The sequence below is a fragment of the Nocardia donostiensis genome, assembly GCF_002081715.1.
GTDB lineage: Bacteria > Actinomycetota > Actinomycetes > Mycobacteriales > Mycobacteriaceae > Nocardia > Nocardia donostiensis.
On record NZ_MUKP01000021.1, the window covers coordinates 42,145 to 66,633 of the forward strand.

Here is a 24,489-nt window from a genome sequence, read left to right on the forward strand (position 1 = left end):
TCCGATACCCGCCGACGTCGCCGTTGGCGCCGGCGGGCGTTTACTCGCCTCTGGCGCCCGGCCCGATCCCGAGCATCGACAGCAGCATCCGGCATTCGTCGGCGTCGGTGGCGTAGGCGGCGACGACGCGCTGGGCCTGACGAGCGGTTTCGTCGGCCAGTGGTTCCAGTTCGTCGTCAGCGATACCGTTGGCGCTGCTTTTCGCGGCCATCTTCAGTCCTCCCGGCAAGTTGCGCTCGTGCGTGCGAATAGTCAATGGTATCTGCCCGGCGCGACACCCGGTGCGGCCCGCAGACCAATCGATGCACCCGGCCGCAGGTGAGGCCTATACGGTGGTCAGCGCAGGACAAACAAGGAAAGGGACGACCGATGCCATTGGCCACGGTGAACGGAATTTCACTCAACTACCAGGTCAAGGGCGACCGGGCCAAAGGCACCGATGTCAAGGGTGCGGGCCCGCTCGTCGTGCTGATCATGGGCACCGGCAGCCCCGGCCGGGTCTGGGAACTGCACCAGGTGCCCGCCCTCGTCGCCGCAGGCTACCGGGTATGCACCTTCGACAACCGCGGAATCACACCGTCGTCCGAGTCCGCCGCCGGGATGACCATCGACGACCTGGTTGCCGACACCGCCGGCCTGATCGAACTGCTCGACGAAGGTCCCGCCCTCGTCGCGGGCACCTCGATGGGCGCGCGCGTCGCCCAGGAGTTGGCGCTCGCCCGACCCGAACTGGTGCGCAAAGCCGTCTTCCTCGCCGGGCACGGCAGGCTCGACCAGTTCCAGAAGACTCTGTCGCTGGGCGAACACGAACTCGACACCGCAGGAACGAAGCTGCCGCCGAAATACGAGGCCGCCATCACGGCCGTGATGAACCTCTCGCCGGCCACCATGGCCGACGCCAATTCTGCCCGCGACTGGCTCGATCTGTTCGAATTCACCGGTGGACCCGTCACCCCAGGAATCCGTGCCCAGCGCCGGATGGACCACGACTTCGACCGGGTCCAGGCCTACCGTGACATTACCGTGCCCTGCCTGGCCGTCGGCTTCGCCGACGACCGGATGATCCCGCCCTATCTGTCGCGTGAAGTGGCCGAAGTCATTCCCGGCGCGCGTTACCAGGAGGTTCCCGATGCCGGTCACTACGGCTATCTGGAACGCCCGGAAGCGGTCAACAAGATCCTGCTCGACTTCTTCGCCGCCTGAGGTATCTCCCCGCACGTAACGAATGCCTTGCTAGGGTCGAAGTAACGCTCGGGATTCCGGCGGCCCGCGGTGAGCGTGACGCGGCACCGGCCGACCCGGCTGCATCCCCTACACGCGCCAGCTATCCAGTGAGGTGAAATGAGCACCAACCCGTTCGACGACGAAGACGGCCGCTTCTTCGTCCTGGTCAACGACGAAGAACAGCACTCCCTGTGGCCTGCCTTCGCGGAGGTACCGGCAGGGTGGCGAGTCGTGTTCGGCGAAGACAGCCGCGCCGCCTGCGTCGAATACGTCGAAAAGAACTGGACCGATATGCGTCCCAAGAGCCTGCGCGACGCCATGGCCGCCGACGAAGCCGCGCGCCAGGGCCAATCCTGACGCACCCCGCGAAGCATCCATAACCGACCTGCCGCTGGGCGCCACCACAACCCGGTGTCGCCCAGCGCGCATTCCCGGTTATGATGACTCCGCTTTCCGCCTCCTTAGCTCAGTGGTAGAGCACTCGCCTTGTAAGCGAGCGGTCGTCAGTTCAATCCTGACAGGGGGCTCCAGTTTCCAGCCGCCACTGGCGCGGCTTGTTCGCCGTGTCACTGCCCTCGGTGGGGGCTCGCTGACGTCGCGACTCATCTACCGTCGGTTGTCATCGGTCTTCGCCCACCGGAAGCCGCGCCGTTGAACCCCGCACCTGGTGTAATCAGGGCAGTATTTTCTGTGTCCACCCTCGGCGCCGTCTCCCGCGCTCCTGGCCTACAAACATCGACAGGGACGGCGGAATCGTCGGCAGATTGACGGCGGGAACGTCGGTGTCCGCCGTCGGATCGCCCTGTCTGGGTCTCTCCTACGGATCGTGGTCGTGGTTTCTGCCCTCGGCCGTCGGCGGCTGTTCGTCGCGCTCCGGTCGATACAACCAGGCCGTCAGGCCGAGCAGCGCCACCACCACGACGATAAGCACCGCACCGTCATTCATGACCGCCGCCGGTTATCGATTTCGATCACGGGCCACCGATAGCCGCGCGGATAGATCCGTACCGGTGTGATCAGGGCGGCGCGTTCGGTGATGGGGATCTGCACTGCCTCCGCGTGTTCATAGCAGGGCACCACTACGGCTGTGGCTGCGTGTTCGGCCAGGTGCTGTGTTACCGCTAGTGCGGTGATGAAGGGGCGCACGTCCACCGCGAGGGTGAACACCAGCCGGTAGCCGTGCCGTTCTGCCAGGGCGTGCAGGTCGGTATGCTCGCCGCCGCGGATATCTCGTCTTATCAGGCCGATTGCGTTCGGCCGCCGATATCCCGTTGTCCCCGTGCTCATGGATGATCCACTGCCACTGTTGTTTCGGTTCGTGGTGAGCATCCGCCGCCGGGGACGTTATCGGCGTCGGTCGTCCACCCGGCGGCGGGGCTGGCACTGAGCCTCACAGCGGGCAAGGGTCACCGACAATGGCACTTCATAGCGCACAGGCATTGAAGTGCCACAGCGATAAACGTGGTGCGCCTTAGTATTCGAGCCGAATCACGTCGGCCAGCTCCCGCATTTCAACGGTGAGCGTCCGCCGCTTCGCAATGATGCGGCCGAGCAGATCGCGCGCCAACCGTTGTTCGACCAACCACGGCAGCGCCTCACGCGACAACTTCGACAATATGTCGAAAGCGGCGTCGTACCGGCGTAGTTCCAGATGCGCGGCGACGACGTCGAGCAAATGGCGGTTCCGGTTGTCCGATGTCGGTCGAAGGTCTGGCGGGATATCGCGGGCGAGGCGCAACGCGAGGTCGGGCCGGTCATCGATCACGGCGTTTTCGACGCGCTTCATGGCGACGGTCGCGGGGTCGAATGTCGTCCAATACTGGTGGTAGGGGCCGGGCTGCTGCCGAACTGCGACCGCGCCGGCGGCGGCGAGCCGCATCATGTTGTCGGCCTCATCCGGCCGGTTGTCGCGCACGGCCGCCGCCGAGCCGCGCAGCAGCAACCACCCCCAGGCGGATATCTCGCGGGTGGTCGCGACAGACAGGCGTGGCTCGACACGGTCGGCCCACTCGGTAGCGAGGTGGCGCACCGTTTCGAACTGCCGCTCGACGATCAGCAGCCAGCACAGCGTGACTACCGCCGAGGCCGCATCGAGGATGTTCCCGTTCGTCTCCGCATCGGCGAGGGACTGATTCAGCGCAGCACGCGCGGGCTCGAGCTGGCGGGTCTGCACCATCACCGAACCCGCGAGTTGCAGGACACGCGAACGTAGCAGCGGTGGGGCCGAGTTTCCGTCCTCGATCAGGCGGGGTAGCAGTCGGGCGAGGCGTTCGTACTCGTTGTCGTGATAGAGCCGCGTTGCGTGGGCCAGGGCAGCCTCGAGGCTGCGCGCGGGAACCGGCTCGGATGTTTCCGCGTCCTGCAGCGACGCGAGCGCTTCCCGGGTCGGTAGCCACAGCTCGCCGTTTCCGTCATCGTCCGGCGGGCTCGGGTTGGGGCCGAGGAGCGCGGTCAAGGGGCACCTGAGCGCGACAGCGAATCGGCGAAGGGTGTCCATGCGGGTGTCGTCGCGCTCGCCCTGCTCGATCTTGCGCATCAGGGACAGCGAGACGCCGGACAACTCCGCTAGCTCTCGCTGAGTGAGCCCGCGCCGCTTCCGAACTGCTTGGAGCCGCTCCCCGAGGTCCATACCCCAAGGCTAGGGGTCACCTCAGCCCGCCGCACACTGGTTGGCTGGGTGACTGGTGTCGATACCAGGAAGCGTCACGACAACCTCGGTCAGGTGTTCGGTGGTTCGTAGGGGAGGTCGAGCGTGGTCCAGATATCGCGTAGGCAGTCTTCGAAAACCGGGGTGAGGTCGGTGTAGGCGAAGTCGAGTTGGTGTAGTGCTTCCAGGCACAACAGGCCGTGCAGTCTGATCCAGCAGGTCAGGAAGACGTGTGCGACTTCTGGGGGTAGCGAGGGTTGGGTCGTGGCGGCGTAGTTGCGGAGCTGTTGCTGGTGGTTCGGGGACAGCTCGTTCAGGTCTGGGGTCGGGAATTGGTGCGTCTCCCACAGGGCTGCGAATTCTTCAAGGAAGATCTGTTCGAAGCGGCGGCCTGCCTGATGGCGGGGGGATTCGGGGTCGCGGTTCGGTAGGGCGATGGGGCTCGCGAATATCCAGCGGCATTCGACGGGATGCGCGGTCGCCCAGTTGTGCATGGCGCGGCAGATGGCCAGGAGGCGCTGGCTGGGGGTGTCGGCGGCGGTCTGCCGTGCGCGTTCTATTTCGGCGGCGAGTTCCTCGAAGAAATCCGCGGTCATCGCGCCGACCAGGGCGTCGTGACCGGCGAAGTAGTGGTACACAGCGGGGCCGCTCATGCCCATCTGGGCGGCGATGGCGTTGATCGTCACCGCGGCGGGGCCTTTGTCGACCAGCAGCCTGCGTGCGGTTGCCCGGATTTCGGCAATCGTGGCCTGACGCAGCATGGCTCGTCGATCACCGGTGCGTGCCGCCATCACTCTCCTTTGTTCTCTGACCCGATTGACAGTATAGGCATCGTAGGGATACTTATAGGGTATAAATAAACCTACAGCCTCTAGGGGGCCAAGATGGGACGTCAAGCAGTTGTCATCGGCGGGGGAATCGGCGGCCTCGCCGCGGCGCTGGCGTTGTACCGGCGTGGTTGGGGAGTCGAAGTACTGGAACGAGCTCCCGAGTTCGCCGAGGTCGGCGCCGGGTTGGCGCTCCAACCCAACGCTTTGAGCGCACTGGAGCACCTGGGTCTCGGAGACGCTGTCCGGGATCGTGGGCTGACCGACCCGCCCGTCGGCATCCGCACTGCGAGCGGCCGGTGGCTCATTCGCAACGATCTACCGGAGCTGCGTCGCCGCTACGGCCAATGGATCATGTTGCCGCGCACGGAACTGCTGGATCTGCTACGGGCGGCATTACCGTCCGAGGTCCTGCGGCCGAGTATCGAAGTGACCGAAGTGTCCGCCGACGGCACCGTCGTCCATTCGGGCGGAATATCGCAGGCGGATCTCGTGGTCGGTGCGGACGGGTTGCGCAGCGTCACCCGCCGGTCCCTGTGGCCGGACGAGCCGGGACCGCGCTACGCCGGTTTCGGCACCTGGCGCCTGATCGTCGCACCGCGGGCAGTGGACGGAAGTGTCGAAACCTGGGGCCGCCGTGCCCGATTCGGGTACGCGCCACTTCCAGACGGCCGGGTGTACTGCTACATCATGGTGGACGCGGCACAAGGCGACCGCGGCAGCCTCGCCGAATTACGCCGCAGCCTGACGGATTGGCACGCACCGATTCCTGCCCTGCTCGCCGATGCCGACGAAACAACGGCTCTCTACCACGACACCTTCGAACTGCCGGAGCTGCGCACGTATGTATCCGGCCGGGTAGCGCTGCTCGGTGACGCCGCCCATGCGATGACGCCCAACCTCGGGCAGGGCGCGGGCCAGGCACTGGAGGACGCGGTGGTGCTGGCTGGGGCGGTGGAAGACGCCACCGTTCCCGCCGGGCTCGAAGTCTACGACCGGGTCCGCAGGCCGCGGACACAAATGGTCGTTCGCCGATCACGACGCATCGGGGCCATGGCGCGGGGCTTCACCCCACTGTTCGCACCGGTTCGCGATGCGGCCATGAACTTGGCGCCGCGATCGGTCATGGCCAGATCCCTCGCCCCGATCGTCGGCTGGACAGCGGATTCGATCGCCGGACCTCGAAAGGAAGCATCGTGACAACCTCGGCCCGGCACTGGACGATTCCGCGGATCCTGGTGCAGCTCGTCCTGCTCGTCACGATGTTCGTACCGCTGCTGGCCGATCTCGTGATCCCGGATATCGCCGCAATGCACCTGCACAATCCGGCCTGGCCGCCGCACGCCAAATTCCACGACGCCCAATACCTCGTGATGTCGGCGCTGCTCGGCCTCACCGGTTCCGTCATACTCCGCCGCCGGGCCGGTGACCTGCGCGCCCAGTTCCGCTGGGCGGCAGCGCTGGCCGCGATCACCTGGGTGGGTATGTTCGGCGCCCTGCTGTTCCCCGGCACCGCCGCCCAGGACCCCGAGCATCGGGCAGGCAACCCGCCGATCCTCGGCTTGGATCCGCAGCTGTTCGTCGCGTTGATCGTGCTCGTCACGGTCGCGATCGCCGTTGTGGTCGAACAGGTCGCCCAAGTCTGTTCCGGCGATCAATGGACCACTAAGTCCTCGCGCGCCATGTAATAGCTGTTGAACGAGTCGGCGTGGTGGATGTCGATATCGGTGAACCTGGCGTCGTTCAGTATCAGCGCGTTGAACGCTTCGTTGTCGTAGAGAACGGCGGCGTGTAATCCGGGCAGCGGGCCTGGCTCCGGGGCCCAGAGGTGGCGCGGCCCGGAACGGGGACTATTCGGGCACGTTCGCGCCGTAACCCAGCTCGCGTAGCGCCTGCTTGATCTTGGCTTGCGCTTCGTCGAGGGACTCGGGGGAGGGGTTGGGGTCGGCGCCGGAGATATCGAAATTGCCCATGGTGAAGGCGGGGAATACGTGGACGTGCAGGTGGGGGACTTCCAGGCCGGCGATGAGCAGACCGGCGCGGGGGGCGTCCCAGGCGGCGCGGACGGCGCGGCCGATCTTCTGGGCGACGCCGGTGATGCGGGCGAAGGTGTCGGGATCGATGTCTTGCCACTGGTCGATTTCCTTGCGCGGCACCACCAGGGTGTGGCCGGGGGTCACCGGGGCGATGGTGAGGAAACCGACGAATTCGTCGTCTTCCCAGACGAACCGACCCGGGAGCTCACCGGCGATGATCGCACTGAAAACAGAAGCCATGCTGGGCAGGTTACGCGCCCGGTGCAGCAGCGCACGCCACCTACACGGTTGTGTTTTGTCGCCTACACGGCTGTGATTTGTCGCCTACACGGCTGTGATTTGTCGCCTACACGGCGACGAAGTGGGAAAGAATGCCCTGCACCTCGTAGATATCGACCTGCCGGTTGAACTTCTGCCGCACCGGCTCGTCGTTGCCGGAGATCCAGATGTCGAGCTCGGCGTCCAGGTCGAAAGTGCCCGCGGTCTCCACCGAGAAATGTGTGATGGAACGGTACGGGATGCTGTGGTAGCTCACCTTGCGTCCGGACAGGCCCTGTTTGTCGACCAGTATCAGGCGTCGGTTGGTGAACAGCATCGCGTCGCGGACCAGGATATAGGCGGCATAGATTTGTTCGCCGTTGCCGAGGAGCCGTCCGTACTCCTGTTGCGCCTGGGCCGGATCGAGGCGTCCGGCGTTGCCCATGATTCCGTCCATCAGACCCATTGCCGCACATCCTCCGGGTAGTTCACGCAGGGCCGGTTGCCCCGTTCGGTTGTCCCATCCATCATCCACAACGCGCGCAGACCGGACCGTCTGTTGTGGCCGGACACGCTGGTCCACAGGTTCCATGCGGGGCCCAACCTGGCCCGCCGGAGAGGGGAACAGCACCTATAAGCTGTGTCCGTGCGAGTACTCGTCATCGGTTCCGGAGCCCGTGAACACGCCCTCGTCCTTGCCCTGCGCCGCGATCCGGCGGTGAGCGCGATCGTCGCCGCACCGGGCAATGCGGGTATCGCACAGCATGCGCAGATCAGGCCGGTTGATCCGACCTCCGGCGAAGCGGTGGTCGCGCTGGCCGCGGACATGTCCGCCGACCTGGTGGTGATCGGTCCGGAAGTGCCGTTGGTGCTCGGCATCGCCGATGCGGTGCGGGCCGCCGGTATCGCCTGTTTCGGTCCCTCGGCCGCCGCAGCGCGGATCGAGGGTTCCAAGGCGTTCGCCAAAGATGTGATGGCCGCTGCCGGGGTGCGTACCGCGCACAGCGAGGTCGTCGACAACCCGGCCGAGCTCGATGCTGCCCTGGGCCGGTTCGGACCTACCTGGGTGGTCAAGGACGACGGGCTCGCCGCGGGCAAGGGCGTTGTGGTGACCGCCGACCGCGCCGCCGCTCGCACGCACGCCGCGGACCTGCTGGAACAGGGGCATCCGGTGCTGATGGAGTCGTTCCTGGATGGGCCGGAGGTTTCGCTGTTCTGCCTGGTGGACGGTGAGACCGTGGTGCCGCTGCTGCCCGCGCAGGACCATAAACGCGTCGGTGACGGCGACACCGGCCCCAACACCGGCGGTATGGGCGCCTACACACCGCTGCCCTGGCTGCCGGAATCGACCGCGGACGCAATCGTCACCGATGTGGTGGAACCGGTCGCCGCCGAGCTGGTGCGCCGCGGCAGCGGGTTCACCGGCCTGCTGTATGCGGGGCTCGCCATCGGCGCGGAAGGGCCCGCGGTGGTCGAGTTCAACTGCCGGTTCGGTGACCCGGAGACGCAGGCGGTGCTCGCGCTGCTGGACAGCCCGCTGTCGGAACTGCTGTACGCCACCGCCACCGGGACCCTCGCCGAGGTGGCGAAACCGCGCTGGCGCGATGGGTCCGCTGTCACTGTGGTGGTTGCCGCCGAGAACTATCCGGGCAGGCCGCGGGTCGGCGATGTCATCACCGGTGCGGGCGAGGGCGCGACCGACAAGACCGAAACAGCCGCGACGGTGCTGCACGCCGGAACCTCGACCCGCGCCGACGGCGCCCTGGTGTCGGCGGGTGGACGGGTGCTGAATGTCGTCGGCGTCGGCCCTGATCTGGCCGCAGCCCGAGCCGCCGCCTACGAACGCATCGGGGGCATCAAACTCCCCGGCAGCCATTACCGCACCGATATCGGCCTGGCTGCCGTCGAAAGCCGGATCAGCGTCTGAGGTAACGGTTTTCGTTGTGTACCGGCAATGCGGTTTCGGCCGGTGCGATGTGAGAGCTAATTCTCGAAGGTCAATCCGCGCAGAGCGAGCCAGCGTTGCGGGTCGATATGCCTGCCGCCGACGATGATTTCGAAATGCAGGTGCGGGCCGGTGGAATCGCCGCGGTTGCCCATGCGGGCGATCTGCATACCCGCGCGGATACGTTCGCCGCGGGAGACGACGAAGTCGTACATATGGCCGTACACCGAGACGGTGCCGTCGTCGTGCCTGATACGAACCCACAGGCCGAAACCGGAGGCCGGGCCCGCGTCGATAACGGTTCCGTCGGCGACCGCGTAGATCGGGCTGCCGATCGGTCCCGCGATATCGATACCGTTGTGGAAGGTGCCCCAGCGCTGGCCGAAACCGGAGGTGAAGACGCCGAGCGCGGGCAGTACATAGCCGCTGATATGCGGGGTGATCGAACCCGGCGGCACCGGCACCGGCGCGGGCATGCTCCCGATCCACGGCAGCCGTTCCCCGGCGACCACGGCCGCGGCCTCGGCCTTCGCGCGTTGCAGGGTGGCACGGGCCGCGGCGGCGACCACCGCCTGCTCGCGGAGCCGCTCACCGTTTTCCACGGCGTCGAGGTAGCGGCGCACCGACGGTGTCGGTGTCTGCAACTGCAGCGGATACGCGGCCGCCACCCGCTGCTGCTCTCCTGGCCACGGCGGTCGCTCGGTGATCAGCGAACCGAACTGGGTGTCGGCCGCCGACAACAGCAGCGTCACCGCCAGCCCGCCGATCAGCAGCCGGTGCCTGCGCAGTAGCGCGCCCAGTTCTTCGGCGCTCGGCCGCCGGTGGAGTACGGCACGCAGATCGTGGACTGTCGGCCGGTTGCGCACGACCGTACGCAGGGCCGCCGCGCCGGTGAGCAGTGCGACTCGCGCATCCGCTGCGGTATTTCGCTGCGCTTCTCGCTCACGCCAACCCGGTGCAATGATCAGCCCGCCTGCTCGTCCCGCCCTGGCCAGGGCGCTGGTCGGCGTTCCAGCATCAAGTCTGGGTGACTCGCCGATACTCGCGTCGGCAACGCCGTCCGTTCCGGGCCTGTCAGCAGGGGTGGCCGCGTCCCGCTCGTCTGCCGCGTCGTCCGCGATGGTGGTTGGCGCCGAAGTCGTGGCGTCGAGATGCAGGGCGTCGTCGGTGCCCGCAGCGGTTCCGGTCGCCTGCCCGTTGGCGCTGGATTCGGCGCGCGAGCCAGCGACGAGATGGGGTGTCGAGTGCTCGGTCGTCGGCGTCGATGCCCGGTCGATTGCGCGGTCCCCGGGGTCGGTGTGTCCGGATTCGGGTTGTTCGTGTTTCGGCTGGTCTGCGGGGAGATGGTCGGCTCGCGGGCAATTGGTGTCTGTGCGCTGGTCGAGCCCGGCTCCGTGGCGGTGAACGCTTTCGGTGAGGGGCTCTGCTGCGGTGTGCTGCGGGTCGGCGGCCGACCGGCTGGCCTTCTCGAGCATCAGCGCCGACCATATCGCCCGGCCGGCGGCAGTGGGTGCTCTACCGTCGGACGGGTGTCCACAGAATCCAGGCGCTCGACCATTCCACCTTTCTACGTTATGGACGTATGGAAAGCCGCTGCGGAACGCGCCCGAACACACGGTGATGTGCTGGTGCTGGCCGCCGGGCAACCATCGACTCCAGCGCCCGCGCCGGTGCTGCGCGCCACCAGAGCCGCGCTCGACTCCGAGCTGTTCGGCTACACCGAAACGTTCGGTCTGTCCGCCTTACGTGAGACGATCGCCGACTATCACCGCCGTACCTACGGCTGCCCGGTCGAACCCGACGATGTGGTGGTGACGACCGGCTCGTCCGGCGCGTTCACGCTGATCTTCCTTGCCGCTTTCGACCCAGGCGACACGGTCGTGGTTGCCCGTCCCGGCTATCCGGCTTACCGCAATACCCTCACCGCGCTCGGCTGCCGCGTCGTCGAACTCGACTGCCGGTCCGAAACCCGCTTCCAGCCGACGGTGGCGATGCTAGAGGAACTCCCCGAACCGCCGCGTGGTCTGGTGGTGGCGAGTCCGGCGAATCCGACCGGCACCATGATCGACCCGGACGAGCTGGCCGCGTTGGCGCGCTGGTGCGAAACCAACGGCACCCTGCTCATCTCCGACGAGATCTACCACGGCATCACCTACGGCGGTGAGCGCACGGCCTCGGCGTGGGAGACCTCCCGCGAGACGGTGGTGATCGGTTCGGTGTCGAAGTACTTCTCCATGACCGGCTGGCGGTTGGGCTGGATGCTCGCGCCACGCGGTATCCGTCCCGCATTGCAACGGCTGGCGTCCAATATGACCGTTTGCCCGCCCGCGATCTCCCAGTACGCGGCGATACACGCCTTCGATGACGAGGCAAAAGCCGAGCTGGACGGGCATGTGCGCCGTTACGCGGTGAACCGGCGGATCCTGCTGGACGGATTGCCCACGCTCGGCATCACCGATCTGGCTCCGGCCGACGGCGCGTTCTACGCCTACGCCGATATCGGGCACCTCACCAGCGACTCGCTGACCTGGTGTGCGGATGTGCTCGCCCATACCGGGGTGGCGCTGGCGCCCGGCCTGGATTTCGACACCGCCGCCGGGCACCGGACCGTCCGTTTCTCCTTCGCCGGGGTGACGGCCGAACTCGAAGAGGCGCTGGTGCGTCTGCGGGATTATCTCGACAGCGGCCGGAGTGACTGAACATGCTGTCACACAACAACTTTGCCCCAGACTGTCACCAGCGCAGCGCGGATACGGTAAAAACATCGATGGCTGCTCTCTTTCTCTGATTCCATCCCGATGAACTGATGACGACTGGCACGATGGCACGGTGATAACCGCGACGACCCCGAAAGGCGAACGGCGTCGCCAGGCTCTGGTGGCCGCGGCCGCTGAGCTGTTGCTCGAAGGCGGTTTCGATGCGGTGCGGCACCGTTCGGTCGCCACCCGGGCCGAGCTGCCGCTGGCGTCGACCACCTACTACTTCGAATCGCTGGAGGATCTGATCGCGCGTGCGGTCGAGTTCAGCGGTAACGCGGAGCTGGCGGCGATGCGTGACCGGATCAGTGAGGTCAGTCACCGGCGGCGCGGCGCCGAGGCGACGGTCGATCTGGTGCTCGACCTGCTGATCGGCTCCGACGGTCCGGACGAGGTCGCGCGGGGGCAGCTGATCGCCCGCTATGAGCGCACCGTCGCCTCCGCCCGGCACCCCGAGCTACGCGAGGTCCAGCTACGACTACGCGCGCAGTTGGACGAGCTACTGGCCGATGTCTTGCGCCGCTCCGATCGGCTGGTGCGCCCGGAACAGCTGCGCAGATTGGTCGCGGTGGTCGACGGCGCTGTAGTGGCCGCGTTGAGCGATTCCGATCCCCAACCACGCCGGATGGCGCGCGGCGCACTGCTGGAAGTCATCGATATCGTCGCTCCGGCGACACCGCAGCACCTCGACAGGTTCCGGTCACTAGACTGACCGGACGTGAGTCCTGATGGATCGAGCCCCGCTCCCGCCCAGATCCCCAACGTCCTCGCCACCCGGTATGCCAGCCCACAGTTGGTGCACCTGTGGTCGCCCGAACACAAGGTCGTGCTCGAGCGCAAGCTGTGGCTGGAAGTGTTGCGGGCCCAGGCCGAGCTCGGTATCGACGTACCCGACGGCGTGATCGCCGACTACGAACGGGTACTGGGTCAGGTGCATCTGAGCGCCATCGCCGAACGCGAGCGCATCACCCGCCACGACGTGAAGGCCCGCATCGAGGAATTCAACGCGCTGGCCGGGCATGAACATGTGCACAAGGGCATGACCAGTCGCGACCTCACCGAAAATGTGGAACAGCTGCAGATCCGGCTGTCGCTGGATCATGTGCATGCCCACGGTGTCGCCGTCGCGGCCCGGCTCGCCGAACGCGCCGCCGAATACCAGACGCTGGTGATGGCGGGCCGTTCGCACAATGTCGCCGCCCAGGCCACCACGCTGGGCAAACGTTTTGCCTCCGCCGCCGACGAGCTGGTCATCGCGTTGTCCCGCCTGCGTGAGCTGATCGACCGCTACCCGCTGCGCGGTATCAAGGGGCCGATGGGCACCGCCCAGGACATGCTGGATCTGCTCGGCGGGGACGCCGCGAAGCTGGCCGAGCTGGAACAGCAGGTGGCTCGCCATCTGGGTTTCGCGAATGTGCTCACCAGCGTCGGGCAGGTGTACCCGCGTTCGCTGGACCATGATGTGCTTTCGGCGCTGGTTCAGGTGGGTGCGGGTATGTCGTCGCTGGCGCATACCATCCGACTGATGGCCGGGCACGAGCTGGTCACCGAGGGCTTCCAGCCGGGGCAGGTGGGTAGTTCGGCCATGCCGCACAAGATGAACACCCGGTCCTGTGAACGGGTCAACGGCCTGCAGGTGGTGTTGCGCGGTTACGCATCGATGGCGGCCGAACTCGCAGGCGCCCAGTGGAACGAGGGTGACGTGTTCTGTTCGGTGGTACGCCGTGTCGCGCTGCCGGACGCTTTCTTCGCCATCGACGGCATGATGGAGACCTTCCTGACGGTGCTCGCCGAATTCGGCGCCTACCCCGCTGTCATCTCCCGCGAACTCGACCGTTATCTGCCGTTCCTGGCCACCACCCGGATCCTGATGGCGGCGGTCCGCGCCGGTGTCGGGCGGGAAACTGCGCACGAGGTGATCAAGGAGCATGCGGTCGCCGTCGCGCTCGCCATGCGCGAGCAGGGACGCGAACCCGATCTGCTGGACCGTCTCGCCGTCGATTCCCGGCTCCCGCTGGACCGGGCCGCCCTCGACGAGGCGCTTGCGGACAAGTCGGTGTTCGTCGGGGCCGCCGCTGCTCAAGTGGGCGATGTCGTCGCCCAGGTGGACAAGCTCGTCGCCGACTACCCCGAAGCCGCTCGCTATACGCCTTCGCCGATCTTGTAGCCGCAATACCAGCTGGGGCTGTCACATCGGTTGACCGTTGTCGCGGGGTTGCGCAGCGTAGAGAAGCGGCGAGCTCGAAGCCTTCCGGTTCTGCTCCGCCGCCCAGCGGTCACGGCCGCCGTCTATCCGCGCGGCTGGCACCGGTACCTGTGCTGGCGGATACGGCGACAGCTTGGCGGAGCAGAAGTTGGATTTCCGGGGTGCAGTGCCGCGATAGTGGTTATCCGTGAACCCCTACACGATTTTCGCCGATATCATCGCGGGCCGCGCACCCGCCAGCAAGGTGTATGAAGACGACGATGTGCTCGCCTTCATGGATATCCGTCCCATGACACCGGGGCATCTGCTGGTGGTGCCGAAGGTCGCGGCGCGGAACCTGGCGGAGCTCGATCCCGCGATCGGCGGGAAGCTGTTCCAGGTGGGGCAGCGGCTGGCGGCGGCGCTGCGGGCCAGTGAGGTCGGCTGCGACGGGGTGAACTTCTTCCTGGCCGACGGGGTGACGGCGGGACAGGAAGTGTTTCACGTGCACCTACACGTGATCCCGCGGACGGCGGGCGACGGTTTCGGGCTGCGTGGCAGGCCGACCACACCCCCGCGGGCCGACCTCGACTATTTAGCCGGATCGATTCGCGGGGCACTCGAACGCTGAAACCATCCTGGGGCGAGTAAGCGGAGCCTGAGCGACCGGGGAATGCGGTGCGGTCCCCGGTCCCGGCTACCGTGGAGCGCATGGCTGCTGATGGTGGTACCGGGACAACAGAGAACACTGTGGTTGCGCCGCCGGTCGCGAGGACCGTGCCGTTCGAGCGCATGCACCACGGTGAGGTATTCGTCGATGAATACGAGTGGCTACGGGATAAGGAGAACCCGGAGGTCATCGAATACCTGGAGGCGGAGAACGCCTATACCGAGGCCCATACCGCCCAGCTGCAGCCGCTGCGGGACAAGATTTTCGACGAGATCAAATCCCGCACCCAGGAAACCGATCTGTCGGTGCCCACCCGGCTCGGCGACTACTGGTACTACTCGCGCAGCTTCGAGGGCAAACAGTACGGTGTGCACTGCCGCTGCCCGATCGATGCGGCCGCCGACGGTATCGACGCCTGGACCCCGCCGCAGCTCGAAGCCGATACCGAGATCCCCGGCGAACAGGTGCTGCTGGACAGCAACGCCCTCGCCGAAGGGCACGACTTCTTCGCCCTCGGCGCATTCTCGATCAGCCACGACGGCGATATGCTCGCCTACTCGGTGGACACGGCGGGTGATGAGCGCTACACGCTGCGGTTCAAGAATCTGAATACCGGGGAGTTGCTCGGCGACGAGATCCCGCGCACCGCGCCTGGCGCGACCTGGTCGCTGGACGGAACCCACGTCTTCTATCAGACCGTCGACGAATCCTGGCGGCCCGATACCGTGTGGCGGCATCGGCTCGGCACTGCCGCAGCCGATGACGTGCGGGTATTCCATGAGCCCGATGAACGGTACTGGGTGAGTGTCGGCGCTACCCGCTCGGAGAAGTACCTGATGATCTGGGTCGGCTCCAAGATCACCAGCGAGGGCTGGGTACTGGAATCGGATAACCCGGAGGGTGAGTTCCGGGTGCTGCTGCCGCGCCGCGAGGGTGTCGAGTACGCCGCCGAGCATGCGGTGGTCGCCGGTGAAGACCGGTTCCTCATCCTGCACAACGATGTCGTCGACGGGGTGAAGGCGCAGAACTTCGTCCTCGCCGAGGCGCCCGCCGCGGACCCGGCGAATATGACCATCCTGATCGGACACCGCGACAACGTCCGCTTGGAGGATATCGACGCGTTCGCCGGCCACCTGGTGCTCAGCTACCGGCGCGAGGCACTGCCCAGGATCGCGGTCTGGCCGCTCGGCGACGACGGTTACGGCGAACTGCGCGAACTGGAATTCGACCTGGAGCTGTTCGCCGTCGGGGTGGGTTCGAGCCCCGAATGGGAGCAGCCGACGTTGCGGCTTGGCCTCACCTCGTTCATCACGCCGATGCAGATTTTCGACTACGTACCGGAAACCGGTGCGCTGCTGCTGCGCAAGGAACAACCGGTGCTCGGCGGCTACGACCCCAACGATTATGAGCAGCACCGTGTTTGGGCGGTCGCCGAGGACGGCACCCGCATCCCGATCTCACTGATCAAGCGCCGCGACGACGGCACCGACAGCCCGAAACCGCTGCTGCTCTATGGTTACGGCTCCTATGAGGCCAGCGTGGATCCCGGGTTCTCGGTGTCGCGGTTGTCGCTGCTCGACCGCGGCATGGTTTTCGCGGTGGCGCATGTGCGTGGCGGCGGTGAGATGGGTCGCCTCTGGTATGAGAACGGCAAAACTCTCACCAAGAAGAACACCTTCACCGATTTCGTCGCTTGCGCCCGGCATCTGGTCGATACCGGCGTCACCGCACCGGATCGGATGATCGCCGACGGCGGCAGCGCGGGTGGTCTGCTGGTCGGCGCGGTCGCCAATATCGCGCCGGAACTGTTCGCAGGCATCCTGGCCAATGTCCCGTTCGTCGACCCGCTCACCTCGATCCTCGACCCGTCGCTGCCGTTGACGGTTATCGAATGGGACGAATGGGGGAACCCGCTGGAAGACAAGGACGTCTACCAGTACATGAAATCCTATTCGCCGTACGAGAACGTCACGGCACAGGACTATCCGGCGATCCTGGCCATCACCAGCATCAACGACACTCGGGTGCTCTATGTCGAACCCGCCAAATGGGTGGCGAAACTGCGCGCCACCAAAACCGGCGACGCCCCGCTGCTGTTGAAAACCGAGATGAGCGCGGGCCACGGTGGTGTCAGCGGACGCTACGAGAAGTGGAAAGAAGTGGCGTTCGAGTACGCCTGGGTTCTCGACACCGTCGGGCTGGGCGGACGTTAGCCGGAGTTCGGCGCGTGGCCATCGGCATGGAACGGTGAAGACACCTGCGGCTGAGAACGTGGATGCATGAACGCTGAGCTGATCGTGTCGGTTTCCGGGATCCGGGACACCACGCGGGATGCGGTGATCGACTTCGCCCAGCAGATGGATCAGCGTGGTGTGCGGCTATCGCTGCTGGTGGCGCCACGGCTGAAAGGGAAATACCGGCTGGTCGATGACCCGGCGACGCAGGCGTGGCTGCGCGGCAGGCGCAGCAACGGCGACGCCATCGTGCTGCACGGCTACGACCAGGCGGCGACCAAACGGCGGCGCGCCGAATTCTCGGCGCTGCCCAAGCATGAGGCACTGCTGCGGCTCACCGCCGCCGATCGAGTGCTCGAACAGGTCGGCCTGCGCACCCGGCTGTTCGCCGCGCCCCGCTGGGACGCCTCCGCCGGGGCGCTCACCGCCCTGCCGGAGGCGGGTTTCCGGCTCTCGCTCGGTCTGACCACCATCCTCGACCTGGAACGTGATACCGCGCAGAAGGCGCGGGTATATGGGATCGGGGAGGGTTTCCGCGCCGAACCCTGGTGGTGCCGTGCCCTGGTAATGGGCGCGGCCCGCACCGCCCGCCGCGGCGGGATGCTGCGCCTGGCGGTCTCCGGAGTGCAGCTGAGCCGCCCCGGCCCGCGTCGAGCCGTGCTCGACGCCATCGACCTCGCCCGCTACCACGGTGCGCGTAGCGAGGTGTACCGCTGGGAACCGTTCGCCCCCACGCGGGCGGCATGAGAACGCCTCAGAGCTCGGCCTGCTGCTCGGGTTCGATCACCCTGAACTCGGTATTTTCCGGGCCCATCTCGTCCAGACGGCCGAAGTAGATCCCGCGCGCCTGCTCGGCGACGATGCCGTAATGGATCGGGACGGCAGTGCGTGGGGCGACCGCGCGTAGGTAGTCGACGGCTTCGCTGATCTTCATCCACGGTGCGACGGCCGGAATGGCGAGGACGTCCACCGGCGTTGGCGGTACCCAGAGCGAATCGCCGGGGTGCACCAGCTGGGCGGGGTGGTCGGCGGTGCCCAGCTGGAAGACTGTGTTGTCGATCACCGGAATATCCGGGTGGATCACCGCGTGCCTGCCACCGCCACCGGTGACGCGGAGGCCGTCGATGTCGAGGACGTTGCCCGCGTGCACCGCCTCCCAGCGGCCGCCGCGCTGCTGGGCGGTCTGCGGATCGCTGAGCAGTCTGGCGTTCGGGTTGGCCTCGATCAGGGCGTCGATGCGTCCGGGATCGATGTGATCGGGATGCTGGTGGGTGATCGCGATCGCATCCAGCCCGGTGATGCCCTCGAAACCGTGCGAGAAGACGCCGGGGTCGAACAAGACCTCGACACCGTTCAATTCGACCAGGATGCAGGAGTGACCGAAGTGGGCTATGCGCATATGCCAACGCTAGCCGCGGGGGTGTGTTCTTGTGGTTCTCGCGCGCCGACTAGGCTGCTCAGGTACCCCCCATCAACGCTCGGACGCCATCTGCGTCCGTCGCGGCTCACCCTTATGAGGAGCAAAGCGTGGCACGAGTCGTGGTCGAGGTGATGCCGAAGGCCGAGATCCTGGATCCGCAGGGGCAGGCCATTGTCGGCGCGCTGCCGCGCCTGGGATTCCAGGGCATCTCGGACGTGCGGCAGGGCAAGCGGTTCGAGCTCGAGGTCGCCGAAGACATCAGCGACGCCGAACTAGAGCAGATTGCCGAATCGCTGCTGGCCAACACCGTCATCGAGGAATGGAAGGTGGTTCGCCTCCCATGAGCGCACGAATCGGGGTCATCACCTTTCCCGGCACGCTCGACGACGTGGACGCCGCGCGTGCGGTGCGGCTGGCCGGCGCCGAAGCGGTGAACCTGTGGCATGCCGACGCCGACCTGAAGAAAGTCGACGCGGTGATCGTGCCCGGAGGCTTCTCCTACGGCGACTATCTGCGCGCCGGTGCGATCGCGCGTTTCGCGCCCGTGATGGGCGAGGTCGTGCGGGCCGCCGACAACGGTATGCCGGTGCTCGGTATCTGCAACGGATTCCAGGTGTTGTGTGAGGCAGGGCTGCTGCCGGGTGCGCTCACCCGCAATGAGGGCCTGCATTTCATCTGTCGCGACGAATGGCTGCGGGTGGAGTCGGTGGGCACCGCGTGGACGTCGCGTTATGAGCCCGGCGCCCAGATTCTGGTGCCGTTGAAATCCGGTGAGGGCCGCTACCAGGCGTCCGAACGGGTGCTCGACGAACTGGAAAGCGAAGGCCGGGTGGTGTTCCGCTACGCAAGCGACAACCCCAACGGCTCGCAGCGCGGTATCGCCGGTATCGCCTCCGCCAACGGGCGCGTCGTCGGCCTGATGCCGCATCCGGAGCACGCCACCGAGCCGCTCACCGGTCCCAGCGACGACGGGCTCGGCCTGTTCCTTTCGGTGCTGGACACCCTCGTAACCGCCTGACACGAGCCCGTCCGCAAACTTACGTTCGCCGGCCGGGCAACCCTGGGCCGAACAATTCTCGCTGGAGCACGCCCGCCGGGCACCGCGTCGCAGTGCGTGGGCGTTATGGACACCACCTCGGTGCCGGCGGTCGTTTCGCCATCCAGAACAGGTTTTCGTGTATCGCGGTAGCGAGGAAGCCTCAGCCGGTCCGCGACGTATTCCGTCCGGCGAGGGTCGGCTGGCGGATGGGTACTGCTGCCTAGGATCGGGGTATGTCGGTTTCTGTCACCGCGGCCTCCGCTGTCGGGCTGTGCGCGTTCATCGATGAATCCCCGTCACCGTTCCATGTGTGCCACACCGTGGCGCAGGACTTGGACGAGCACGGTTTCACCCGGCTCGACGAGACCCAGCCGTGGCCGCAGAACGGGCGCGGCAGGCATTACGTGGTGCGCGGCGGCTCACTGGTGGCGTGGGCCGACGCTCATCGCGCCACCCCGTTCCGGGTGGTCGGGGCGCATACCGACAGCCCCAATCTGCGGGTCAAACAGCACCCGGATCTGGTGTCGGCGGGCTGGCAGCTGGTCGGGCTGGAACCCTATGGCGGTGCCTGGCTGAACTCCTGGCTCGATCGTGACCTGGGCATCTCCGGGCGGCTCAGCGTGCGTGCGGGCGATACCGTCAGCGAGCGGTTGGTGCGGATCAACGAGCCGATCCTGCGGGTGCCGCAGCTCGCGATCCACCTGTCGGAGGACCGGCGCGGGGTCAGCCCGGACCCGCAACGGCATGTCAATGCGATCTGGGGAGTCGGTGACGAACCGCGCTCATTCCTGGCGTTCGTCGCCGAACATGCCGGTATCGACCCGGACAGCGTGCTCGGCTGGGAACTGATGACCCACGATCTGTCCCCCAGCCACATCATCGGCCGCGACCGGGACCTGGTCAGTGCACCCCGGCTGGACAATCAGGGCACCTGCTATGCAGGGCTGCGGGCCTTCCTGGCTGCCGTCGACACCCCGGGCGCGGCGGTGCCGGTGCTGGCCATGTTCGACCATGAGGAAGTGGGCAGCCAGTCCGACCGCGGCGCCCAATCCGAGCTGCTGCCGACCGTGCTGGAGCGGATCGTGCTGGCCCGCGGCGGCGGCCGCGCCGACTACCTGGCCGCGCTGGCGGGTTCGGTCTGCGCCTCCGGCGATATGGCGCATGCGACCCACCCCAACTATCCGGACCGGCACGAACCCGCGCATCACATTCAGATCAACGGTGGGCCGGTGCTGAAGGTGAACCAGAATCTGCGCTACGCCACCGACGCCACCGGGGCGGGCGCGTTCGCCCTTGCCTGTGATCAGGCCGGGGTGCGGCTGCAGCGTTATGTGCACCGGGCGGATCTGCCGTGCGGGTCGACCGTCGGCCCGATGACCGCCGCCCGCACCGGTATACCGACCGTCGATGTCGGCGCGCCGCAGCTGGCGATGCATTCGGCGCGCGAGCTGATGGGTGTTGCCGATATCGCCGACTACGCGGCCGCGCTCGCCGCGTTCCTCACCCCGGAAACTGCCGGTCGGTAGGCGATTACCGCGATCACCAGCACCGCGAACGTGGCGATCACATAGCTGCTGCCGACGATCTGCTCCCACCACGACCAGTCGAGTTCCCGGTCGCGCTGGTGCGGCAGCAGCCAATGCGGGCCGATCAGGAACATGATGCCCAGCGCCGCGACCGAGCCGACGAACAGCCGGTTGCGGCGCCCGGTGGCGATCGCCTCGGCGGCCACCAGCAACATCGGGGCCACCCACACCCAGTGATGCGACCAGGACACCGGCGACACCAGCAGGATCGCGGCCGCATTCACCAGCAGCGCGGAGACGGTGGCGTCCGCCGCGAGCAGCCGGTGCATCCACACCGCTGCCAGCGCGAGCGCGACCAGCGAGAGCGAAATCCAGATCATGGTCGCCAGGGAATCGGAGACACCGAGGCGGAACGCCAGGCCCTTGATGGACTGGTTGCCCGCGTAATACGGCGGCCCGATACGGCCGGTATCGGGCAGTGTGTGGAACCAGTATTCGGTCGAATCGCTCGGAAACAGCACGAACCCCAGCCCGATCGCGCCGAACGCGGCGGCGACCAGCGTGCCCGCCGCCTTCCAGTCCCGGCGCAGCAGGAAGAAGAGCAGATATCCGGCGGGGATCAGTTTCACCGACACCGCGATGCCGATCAGCAGACCGCGTGGCCAGAATGGTTTGGCGACCAGGCAGTCCAGGGCGACCACGGCCATCAGCACCAGGTTGACCTGACCGAATCCGAAGGTCTGGCGCACGGGTTCGAACACCTGCGCCAGCGCGACGGCCGCGATCACCAGCGGCAGCACCGTGGTGCGGTCCAGTTGGGGACGCAGTCGGGCGAGCACCAGCCACAGCGTGATGCCGAGGCTGAGCACCGAACTAGCCAGTACCACCGCCTCGGCCAGGCCGAGCGGTATCAGCGCGAGCGGGGCGAAGAACAGCGCGGCCAGCGGGGGATAGGTGAACGGCAGCCCGATACCGAAGACCTCCGGCATCGGCCCGTACAGTTCGCCGCCGTCCAGCCACACCTGGGCGCCGTTTCGGTAGACCTGTAGGTCGATATAGCCGTTCCACCAGTTGGCCAGGAAAGAGACCAGGGCCGACACCAGGAACAGGGCGAGTGCGCCCGCAAGCCAGCCCCCGCGGCGGGCAAGAGCCGGGTCCGGCGGGACCGGTCGCGGGTCCGCGCCGATGACCGGCTGCTGCGCCGACTCCGAAACCCCCGATCGATCTTCCACCGGGACAGATTAGCGGTGCTTGCCCGGCCCAGGGGCGACCGGGTTTTCCCCGGCAGTAGACTTGCCGCCGTATCTCGCGGCAATCCAGCAACACCGGCGCATCGCTGCCCGGTTACGCAGGTTGTCTTCGCATGCCTGGCCGAAAGGACCCTGGTAATCCCGTGACTGAGCTCCTCGACACGGTCGCCACCGCCGCAGCCACTCCGGATACGTCGCAGCCGTATAAGGAGCTCGGCCTCAAGGACGACGAGTACGCCCGGATCAAGGAGATCCTCGGGCGCAGGCCAACCGACGCCGAGCTGGCCATGTACTCGGTGATGTGGAGCGAGCACTGCTCGTATAAATCGTCGAAGGTGCATCTGCGCTATTTCGGCCAGACGACCACCGACGAGATGCGTTCGTCGATGCTGGCCGGTATCGGCGAGAACGCGGGCGTGGTCGATGTAGGCGACGGCTGGGCGGTCACCTTCAAGGTGGAAAGCCACAACCATCCGTCCTATGTGGAGCCGTATCAGGGCGCTGCCACCGGTGTCGGCGGTATCGTGCGCGACATCATGGCGATGGGCGCGCGACCGATCGCGGTGATGGACCAGCTGCGCTTCGGCGCCCCCGACCATCCGGACACCCGGCGCGTGGTCGACGGTGTGGTGCGCGGGATCGGCGGTTACGGAAATTCGCTCGGCCTGCCCAATATCGGCGGCGAAACCGTGTTCGACGCCTCATATCAGGGCAACCCGCTGGTCAATGCGCTGTGTGCGGGTGTAATGCGGGTGGAGGACCTGCATCTGGCGTTCGCGTCCGGTGCCGGTAACAAGATCATCCTGTTCGGGGCGCGCACCGGTCTGGACGGTATCGGTGGTGTCTCCGTGCTGGCGTCGGAGACCTTCGACGGCGACGAATCCGGCGCGGGCCGCAAAAAGCTGCCCAGCGTGCAGGTCGGCGACCCCTTCACCGAGAAGGTGCTGATCGAATGCTGCTTGGAGCTGTATTCGGCCGGGCTGGTCGTCGGCATCCAGGACCTCGGTGGCGCGGGCCTGGCCTGCGCCACCTCCGAGCTCGCCGCCGCCGGTGACGGCGGTATGCGCATCGACCTGGACCAGGTACCACTGCGCGCCGCGAACATGACCCCCGCCGAGGTACTGGCCAGCGAATCGCAGGAACGTATGTGCGCGGTCGTCACCCCGGACAACGTGGACGCGTTCCTCGAGGTCTGCCGTAAATGGGATGTGCTGGCCACCGTGATCGGTGAGGTCACCGACGGCGACCGGCTGATCATCCGGTGGCACGACGAAACCGTGGTGGACGTACCGCCGCGCACCGTCGCGCACGAGGGCCCGGTCTACGAGCGGCCCGTACGCCGCCCCGAAGAGCAGGACGCGCTGATCGCGGACACCCCGGACCGGCTGCCCCGGCCGAAAACAGCTGACGAACTGCGCGAGACGCTGCTGACGATGGTGTCGAGCCCGCAGCTGTGCAGCCGCAAATGGATCACCGAGCAGTACGACCGGTACGTGCGCGGCAACACGGTGCTCGCCGAATACGCGGACGCGGGCGTCATCCGGATCGACGAGGCGACCGGCCGCGGTATCGCGCTGGCCACCGACGCGTCGGGCCGCTACACCAAACTCGACCCGTACACCGGCGCGCAGCTGGCGCTGGCCGAGGCCTACCGCAACGTTGCCACCACCGGCGCTACTCCCAAGGCCGTCACCAACTGCCTCAACTTCGGTTCCCCCGAAGACCCGGGCGTCATGTGGCAGTTCCAGCAGGCCGTGCGCGGTCTCGCCGACGGCTGTGTGGCGCTGGGCATCCCGGTGACCGGCGGTAACGTCAGCTTCTACAACCAGACCGGACAGGACGCCATCCTGCCCACCCCGGTGGTCGGCGTGCTCGGCGTCATCGACGATGTGCACCGGCGCATCCCGACCGGTTTCGGGCTGGAACCGGGCGAGACGCTGATCCTGCTCGGCGACACCGCCGCCGAATTCGGCGGCTCGATCTGGTCGCAGGTCGCCCATGATCATCTCGGCGGTACACCGCCGAAAGTCGATTTCCAGCGGGAGAAGCTGCTCGCCGATGTGCTCACCGCAGGTTCGCGCGACGGCATGATCAACGCGGCGCACGACCTGTCCGAGGGCGGGCTCGCCCAAGCCGTGGTCGAAGCCGCGCTGGCCGGCGAAACAGGTTGCCGCATCCTGCTCCCCGAGGACAGCGATCCGTTCGTGATGCTGTTCTCCGAGTCCGCAGGGCGGGTGCTGGTCGCGGTGCCCCGGTCGGAAGAGACCCGGTTCACCCGCATGTGCTCGGCTCGGGAGCTGCCCTGGGTGAGGATCGGCGTGGTGGACCAGGGCGCCGATTCGATCGAGGTGCAGGGCCAGTTCTCCGTTCCCCTGGATGAACTGCGCGCCGCCCATGAGGGCGCTTTGCCGAAGCTGTTCGGCGACGTGTCCGCCTGAACCGCTGGACCTGCACCGCGAACACCGCCGCCCC

At 66.9% G+C, this 24,489-nt stretch carries 25 protein-coding genes and 1 tRNA gene; 16 read left to right on the forward strand and 10 right to left on the reverse strand.

The features are described 5' to 3' along the window. Window positions 1-40: 40 nt before the first annotated feature. A complete protein-coding gene (locus B0T44_RS27180) occupies window positions 41-211 on the reverse strand; it encodes a hypothetical protein (RefSeq protein WP_175647968.1) in 171 nt (56 codons plus the stop codon). Between the two features lie 158 nt (window positions 212-369). Between B0T44_RS27180 and B0T44_RS15405 the strand changes: the two genes are divergently transcribed. The 3 genes from B0T44_RS15405 (at window position 370) to B0T44_RS15415 (ending at window position 1,754) form a co-directional block, all read left to right on the forward strand. Further along, entirely contained in the window at window positions 370-1,203 is an 834-nt protein-coding gene (locus B0T44_RS15405) for an alpha/beta fold hydrolase (RefSeq protein WP_077115655.1), read from the forward strand. Between the two features lie 138 nt (window positions 1,204-1,341). After that, on the forward strand, window positions 1,342-1,581 hold the full coding sequence (locus B0T44_RS15410) for an MbtH family protein (RefSeq protein WP_077115656.1): 240 nt from the start codon (window positions 1,342-1,344) through the stop codon (window positions 1,579-1,581). A gap of 98 nt (window positions 1,582-1,679) precedes the next feature. Continuing rightward, window positions 1,680-1,754: transfer RNA gene (locus tag B0T44_RS15415), tRNA-Thr, on the forward strand. Between the two features lie 287 nt (window positions 1,755-2,041). Here B0T44_RS15415 and B0T44_RS28060 read toward each other — a convergent pair. The 4 genes from B0T44_RS28060 to B0T44_RS15430 form a co-directional block, all read right to left on the reverse strand. Continuing rightward, a complete protein-coding gene (locus B0T44_RS28060; RefSeq protein WP_254893683.1) occupies window positions 2,042-2,170 on the reverse strand; it encodes a hypothetical protein in 129 nt (42 codons plus the stop codon). Continuing rightward, complete coding sequence (locus tag B0T44_RS15420; protein WP_245839618.1) at window positions 2,167-2,511, reverse strand: hypothetical protein; 345 nt, start codon at window positions 2,509-2,511, stop codon at window positions 2,167-2,169. Before B0T44_RS15420 ends, B0T44_RS28060 begins: the two co-directional genes overlap by 4 nt. A 184-nt stretch (window positions 2,512-2,695) precedes the next feature. Beyond that, a complete protein-coding gene (locus B0T44_RS15425) occupies window positions 2,696-3,853 on the reverse strand; it encodes a helix-turn-helix domain-containing protein (RefSeq protein WP_077115657.1) in 1,158 nt (385 codons plus the stop codon). Between the two features lie 89 nt (window positions 3,854-3,942). Then, window positions 3,943-4,662 carry a TetR/AcrR family transcriptional regulator gene (locus B0T44_RS15430; RefSeq protein ID WP_077115658.1) on the reverse strand — a complete coding sequence of 240 codons (720 nt, stop codon included), beginning with the start codon at window positions 4,660-4,662 and terminating at the stop codon, window positions 3,943-3,945. A gap of 93 nt (window positions 4,663-4,755) precedes the next feature. On the opposite strand from B0T44_RS15430, the gene B0T44_RS15435 reads away from it, so the two are divergent. Continuing rightward, window positions 4,756-5,898, forward strand: a complete 1,143-nt coding sequence (locus B0T44_RS15435; protein WP_077115659.1) for an FAD-dependent monooxygenase — start codon at window positions 4,756-4,758, stop codon at window positions 5,896-5,898. Beyond that, window positions 5,895-6,386, forward strand: a complete 492-nt coding sequence (locus B0T44_RS15440; RefSeq protein WP_077115660.1) for a DUF6640 family protein — start codon at window positions 5,895-5,897, stop codon at window positions 6,384-6,386. The genes B0T44_RS15435 and B0T44_RS15440 overlap by 4 nt, the downstream gene beginning before the upstream one ends. Window positions 6,387-6,548: 162 nt before the next feature. On the opposite strand, the gene B0T44_RS15445 is transcribed toward B0T44_RS15440, so the two are convergent. Continuing rightward, a complete protein-coding gene (locus B0T44_RS15445) occupies window positions 6,549-6,974 on the reverse strand; it encodes an HIT family protein (RefSeq protein WP_077115661.1) in 426 nt (141 codons plus the stop codon). 106 nt (window positions 6,975-7,080) lie between these two features. Beyond that, window positions 7,081-7,458: a PH domain-containing protein gene (locus B0T44_RS15450; protein ID WP_077115662.1), complete on the reverse strand. Its 378-nt coding sequence runs from the start codon at window positions 7,456-7,458 to the stop codon at window positions 7,081-7,083. 180 nt (window positions 7,459-7,638) lie between these two features. On the opposite strand from B0T44_RS15450, the gene purD reads away from it, so the two are divergent. Further along, complete coding sequence (purD, locus tag B0T44_RS15455) at window positions 7,639-8,919, forward strand: phosphoribosylamine--glycine ligase (RefSeq protein ID WP_077115726.1); 1,281 nt, start codon at window positions 7,639-7,641, stop codon at window positions 8,917-8,919. A 56-nt stretch (window positions 8,920-8,975) separates the two neighbouring features. On the opposite strand, the gene B0T44_RS15460 is transcribed toward purD, so the two are convergent. Continuing rightward, a complete protein-coding gene (locus B0T44_RS15460; RefSeq protein WP_425436881.1) occupies window positions 8,976-9,776 on the reverse strand; it encodes a M23 family metallopeptidase in 801 nt (266 codons plus the stop codon). Between the two features lie 735 nt (window positions 9,777-10,511). Between B0T44_RS15460 and B0T44_RS15465 the strand changes: the two genes are divergently transcribed. The 6 genes from B0T44_RS15465 (at window position 10,512) to B0T44_RS15490 (ending at window position 17,529) form a co-directional block, all read left to right on the forward strand. After that, window positions 10,512-11,636 (forward strand): pyridoxal phosphate-dependent aminotransferase, encoded by a 1,125-nt coding sequence (locus B0T44_RS15465; protein ID WP_077115663.1) that lies wholly within the window; start codon window positions 10,512-10,514, stop codon window positions 11,634-11,636. Between the two features lie 130 nt (window positions 11,637-11,766). Then, window positions 11,767-12,405 carry a TetR/AcrR family transcriptional regulator gene (locus B0T44_RS15470; RefSeq protein WP_077115664.1) on the forward strand — a complete coding sequence of 213 codons (639 nt, stop codon included), beginning with the start codon at window positions 11,767-11,769 and terminating at the stop codon, window positions 12,403-12,405. Window positions 12,406-12,411: 6 nt separating this feature from the next. Beyond that, window positions 12,412-13,860 (forward strand): adenylosuccinate lyase, encoded by a 1,449-nt coding sequence (gene purB, locus B0T44_RS15475; protein WP_077115665.1) that lies wholly within the window; start codon window positions 12,412-12,414, stop codon window positions 13,858-13,860. A gap of 226 nt (window positions 13,861-14,086) precedes the next feature. Beyond that, window positions 14,087-14,509, forward strand: coding sequence for an HIT family protein (locus tag B0T44_RS15480; protein ID WP_077115666.1), 423 nt, complete (start codon window positions 14,087-14,089; stop codon window positions 14,507-14,509). 80 nt (window positions 14,510-14,589) lie between these two features. After that, window positions 14,590-16,761 carry a S9 family peptidase gene (locus B0T44_RS15485; RefSeq protein ID WP_077115667.1) on the forward strand — a complete coding sequence of 724 codons (2,172 nt, stop codon included), beginning with the start codon at window positions 14,590-14,592 and terminating at the stop codon, window positions 16,759-16,761. A 66-nt stretch (window positions 16,762-16,827) separates the two neighbouring features. After that, window positions 16,828-17,529 carry a DUF2334 domain-containing protein gene (locus tag B0T44_RS15490; RefSeq protein ID WP_077115668.1) on the forward strand — a complete coding sequence of 234 codons (702 nt, stop codon included), beginning with the start codon at window positions 16,828-16,830 and terminating at the stop codon, window positions 17,527-17,529. A gap of 7 nt (window positions 17,530-17,536) precedes the next feature. On the opposite strand, the gene B0T44_RS15495 is transcribed toward B0T44_RS15490, so the two are convergent. Further along, the gene (locus tag B0T44_RS15495; protein ID WP_077115669.1) at window positions 17,537-18,181 is read right to left on the reverse strand and encodes an MBL fold metallo-hydrolase; all 645 of its coding nucleotides are present in this window, start codon (window positions 18,179-18,181) and stop codon (window positions 17,537-17,539) included. Window positions 18,182-18,309: 128 nt separating this feature from the next. On the opposite strand from B0T44_RS15495, the gene purS reads away from it, so the two are divergent. The 3 genes from purS to B0T44_RS15510 all read left to right on the forward strand — a co-directional run bounded on the left by purS (window position 18,310) and on the right by B0T44_RS15510 (window position 20,767). After that, window positions 18,310-18,546 (forward strand): phosphoribosylformylglycinamidine synthase subunit PurS, encoded by a 237-nt coding sequence (purS, locus tag B0T44_RS15500; protein WP_077115670.1) that lies wholly within the window; start codon window positions 18,310-18,312, stop codon window positions 18,544-18,546. Next, window positions 18,543-19,220, forward strand: coding sequence for a phosphoribosylformylglycinamidine synthase subunit PurQ (gene purQ, locus B0T44_RS15505; protein WP_077115671.1), 678 nt, complete (start codon window positions 18,543-18,545; stop codon window positions 19,218-19,220). The genes purS and purQ overlap by 4 nt, the downstream gene beginning before the upstream one ends. Before the next feature lie 254 nt (window positions 19,221-19,474). Further along, on the forward strand, window positions 19,475-20,767 hold the full coding sequence (locus B0T44_RS15510; RefSeq protein ID WP_077115672.1) for a M18 family aminopeptidase: 1,293 nt from the start codon (window positions 19,475-19,477) through the stop codon (window positions 20,765-20,767). On the opposite strand, the gene B0T44_RS15515 is transcribed toward B0T44_RS15510, so the two are convergent. Beyond that, window positions 20,716-21,999: a glycosyltransferase 87 family protein gene (locus B0T44_RS15515; protein WP_081512186.1), complete on the reverse strand. Its 1,284-nt coding sequence runs from the start codon at window positions 21,997-21,999 to the stop codon at window positions 20,716-20,718. The two genes, B0T44_RS15510 and B0T44_RS15515, sit on opposite strands and share 52 nt — an antisense overlap. A 131-nt stretch (window positions 22,000-22,130) precedes the next feature. Here B0T44_RS15515 and purL point away from each other — a divergent pair, with 131 nt between their 5' ends. Then, window positions 22,131-24,455, forward strand: a complete 2,325-nt coding sequence (gene purL, locus B0T44_RS15520; protein WP_175647969.1) for a phosphoribosylformylglycinamidine synthase subunit PurL — start codon at window positions 22,131-22,133, stop codon at window positions 24,453-24,455. Window positions 24,456-24,489: the final 34 nt, after the last annotated feature.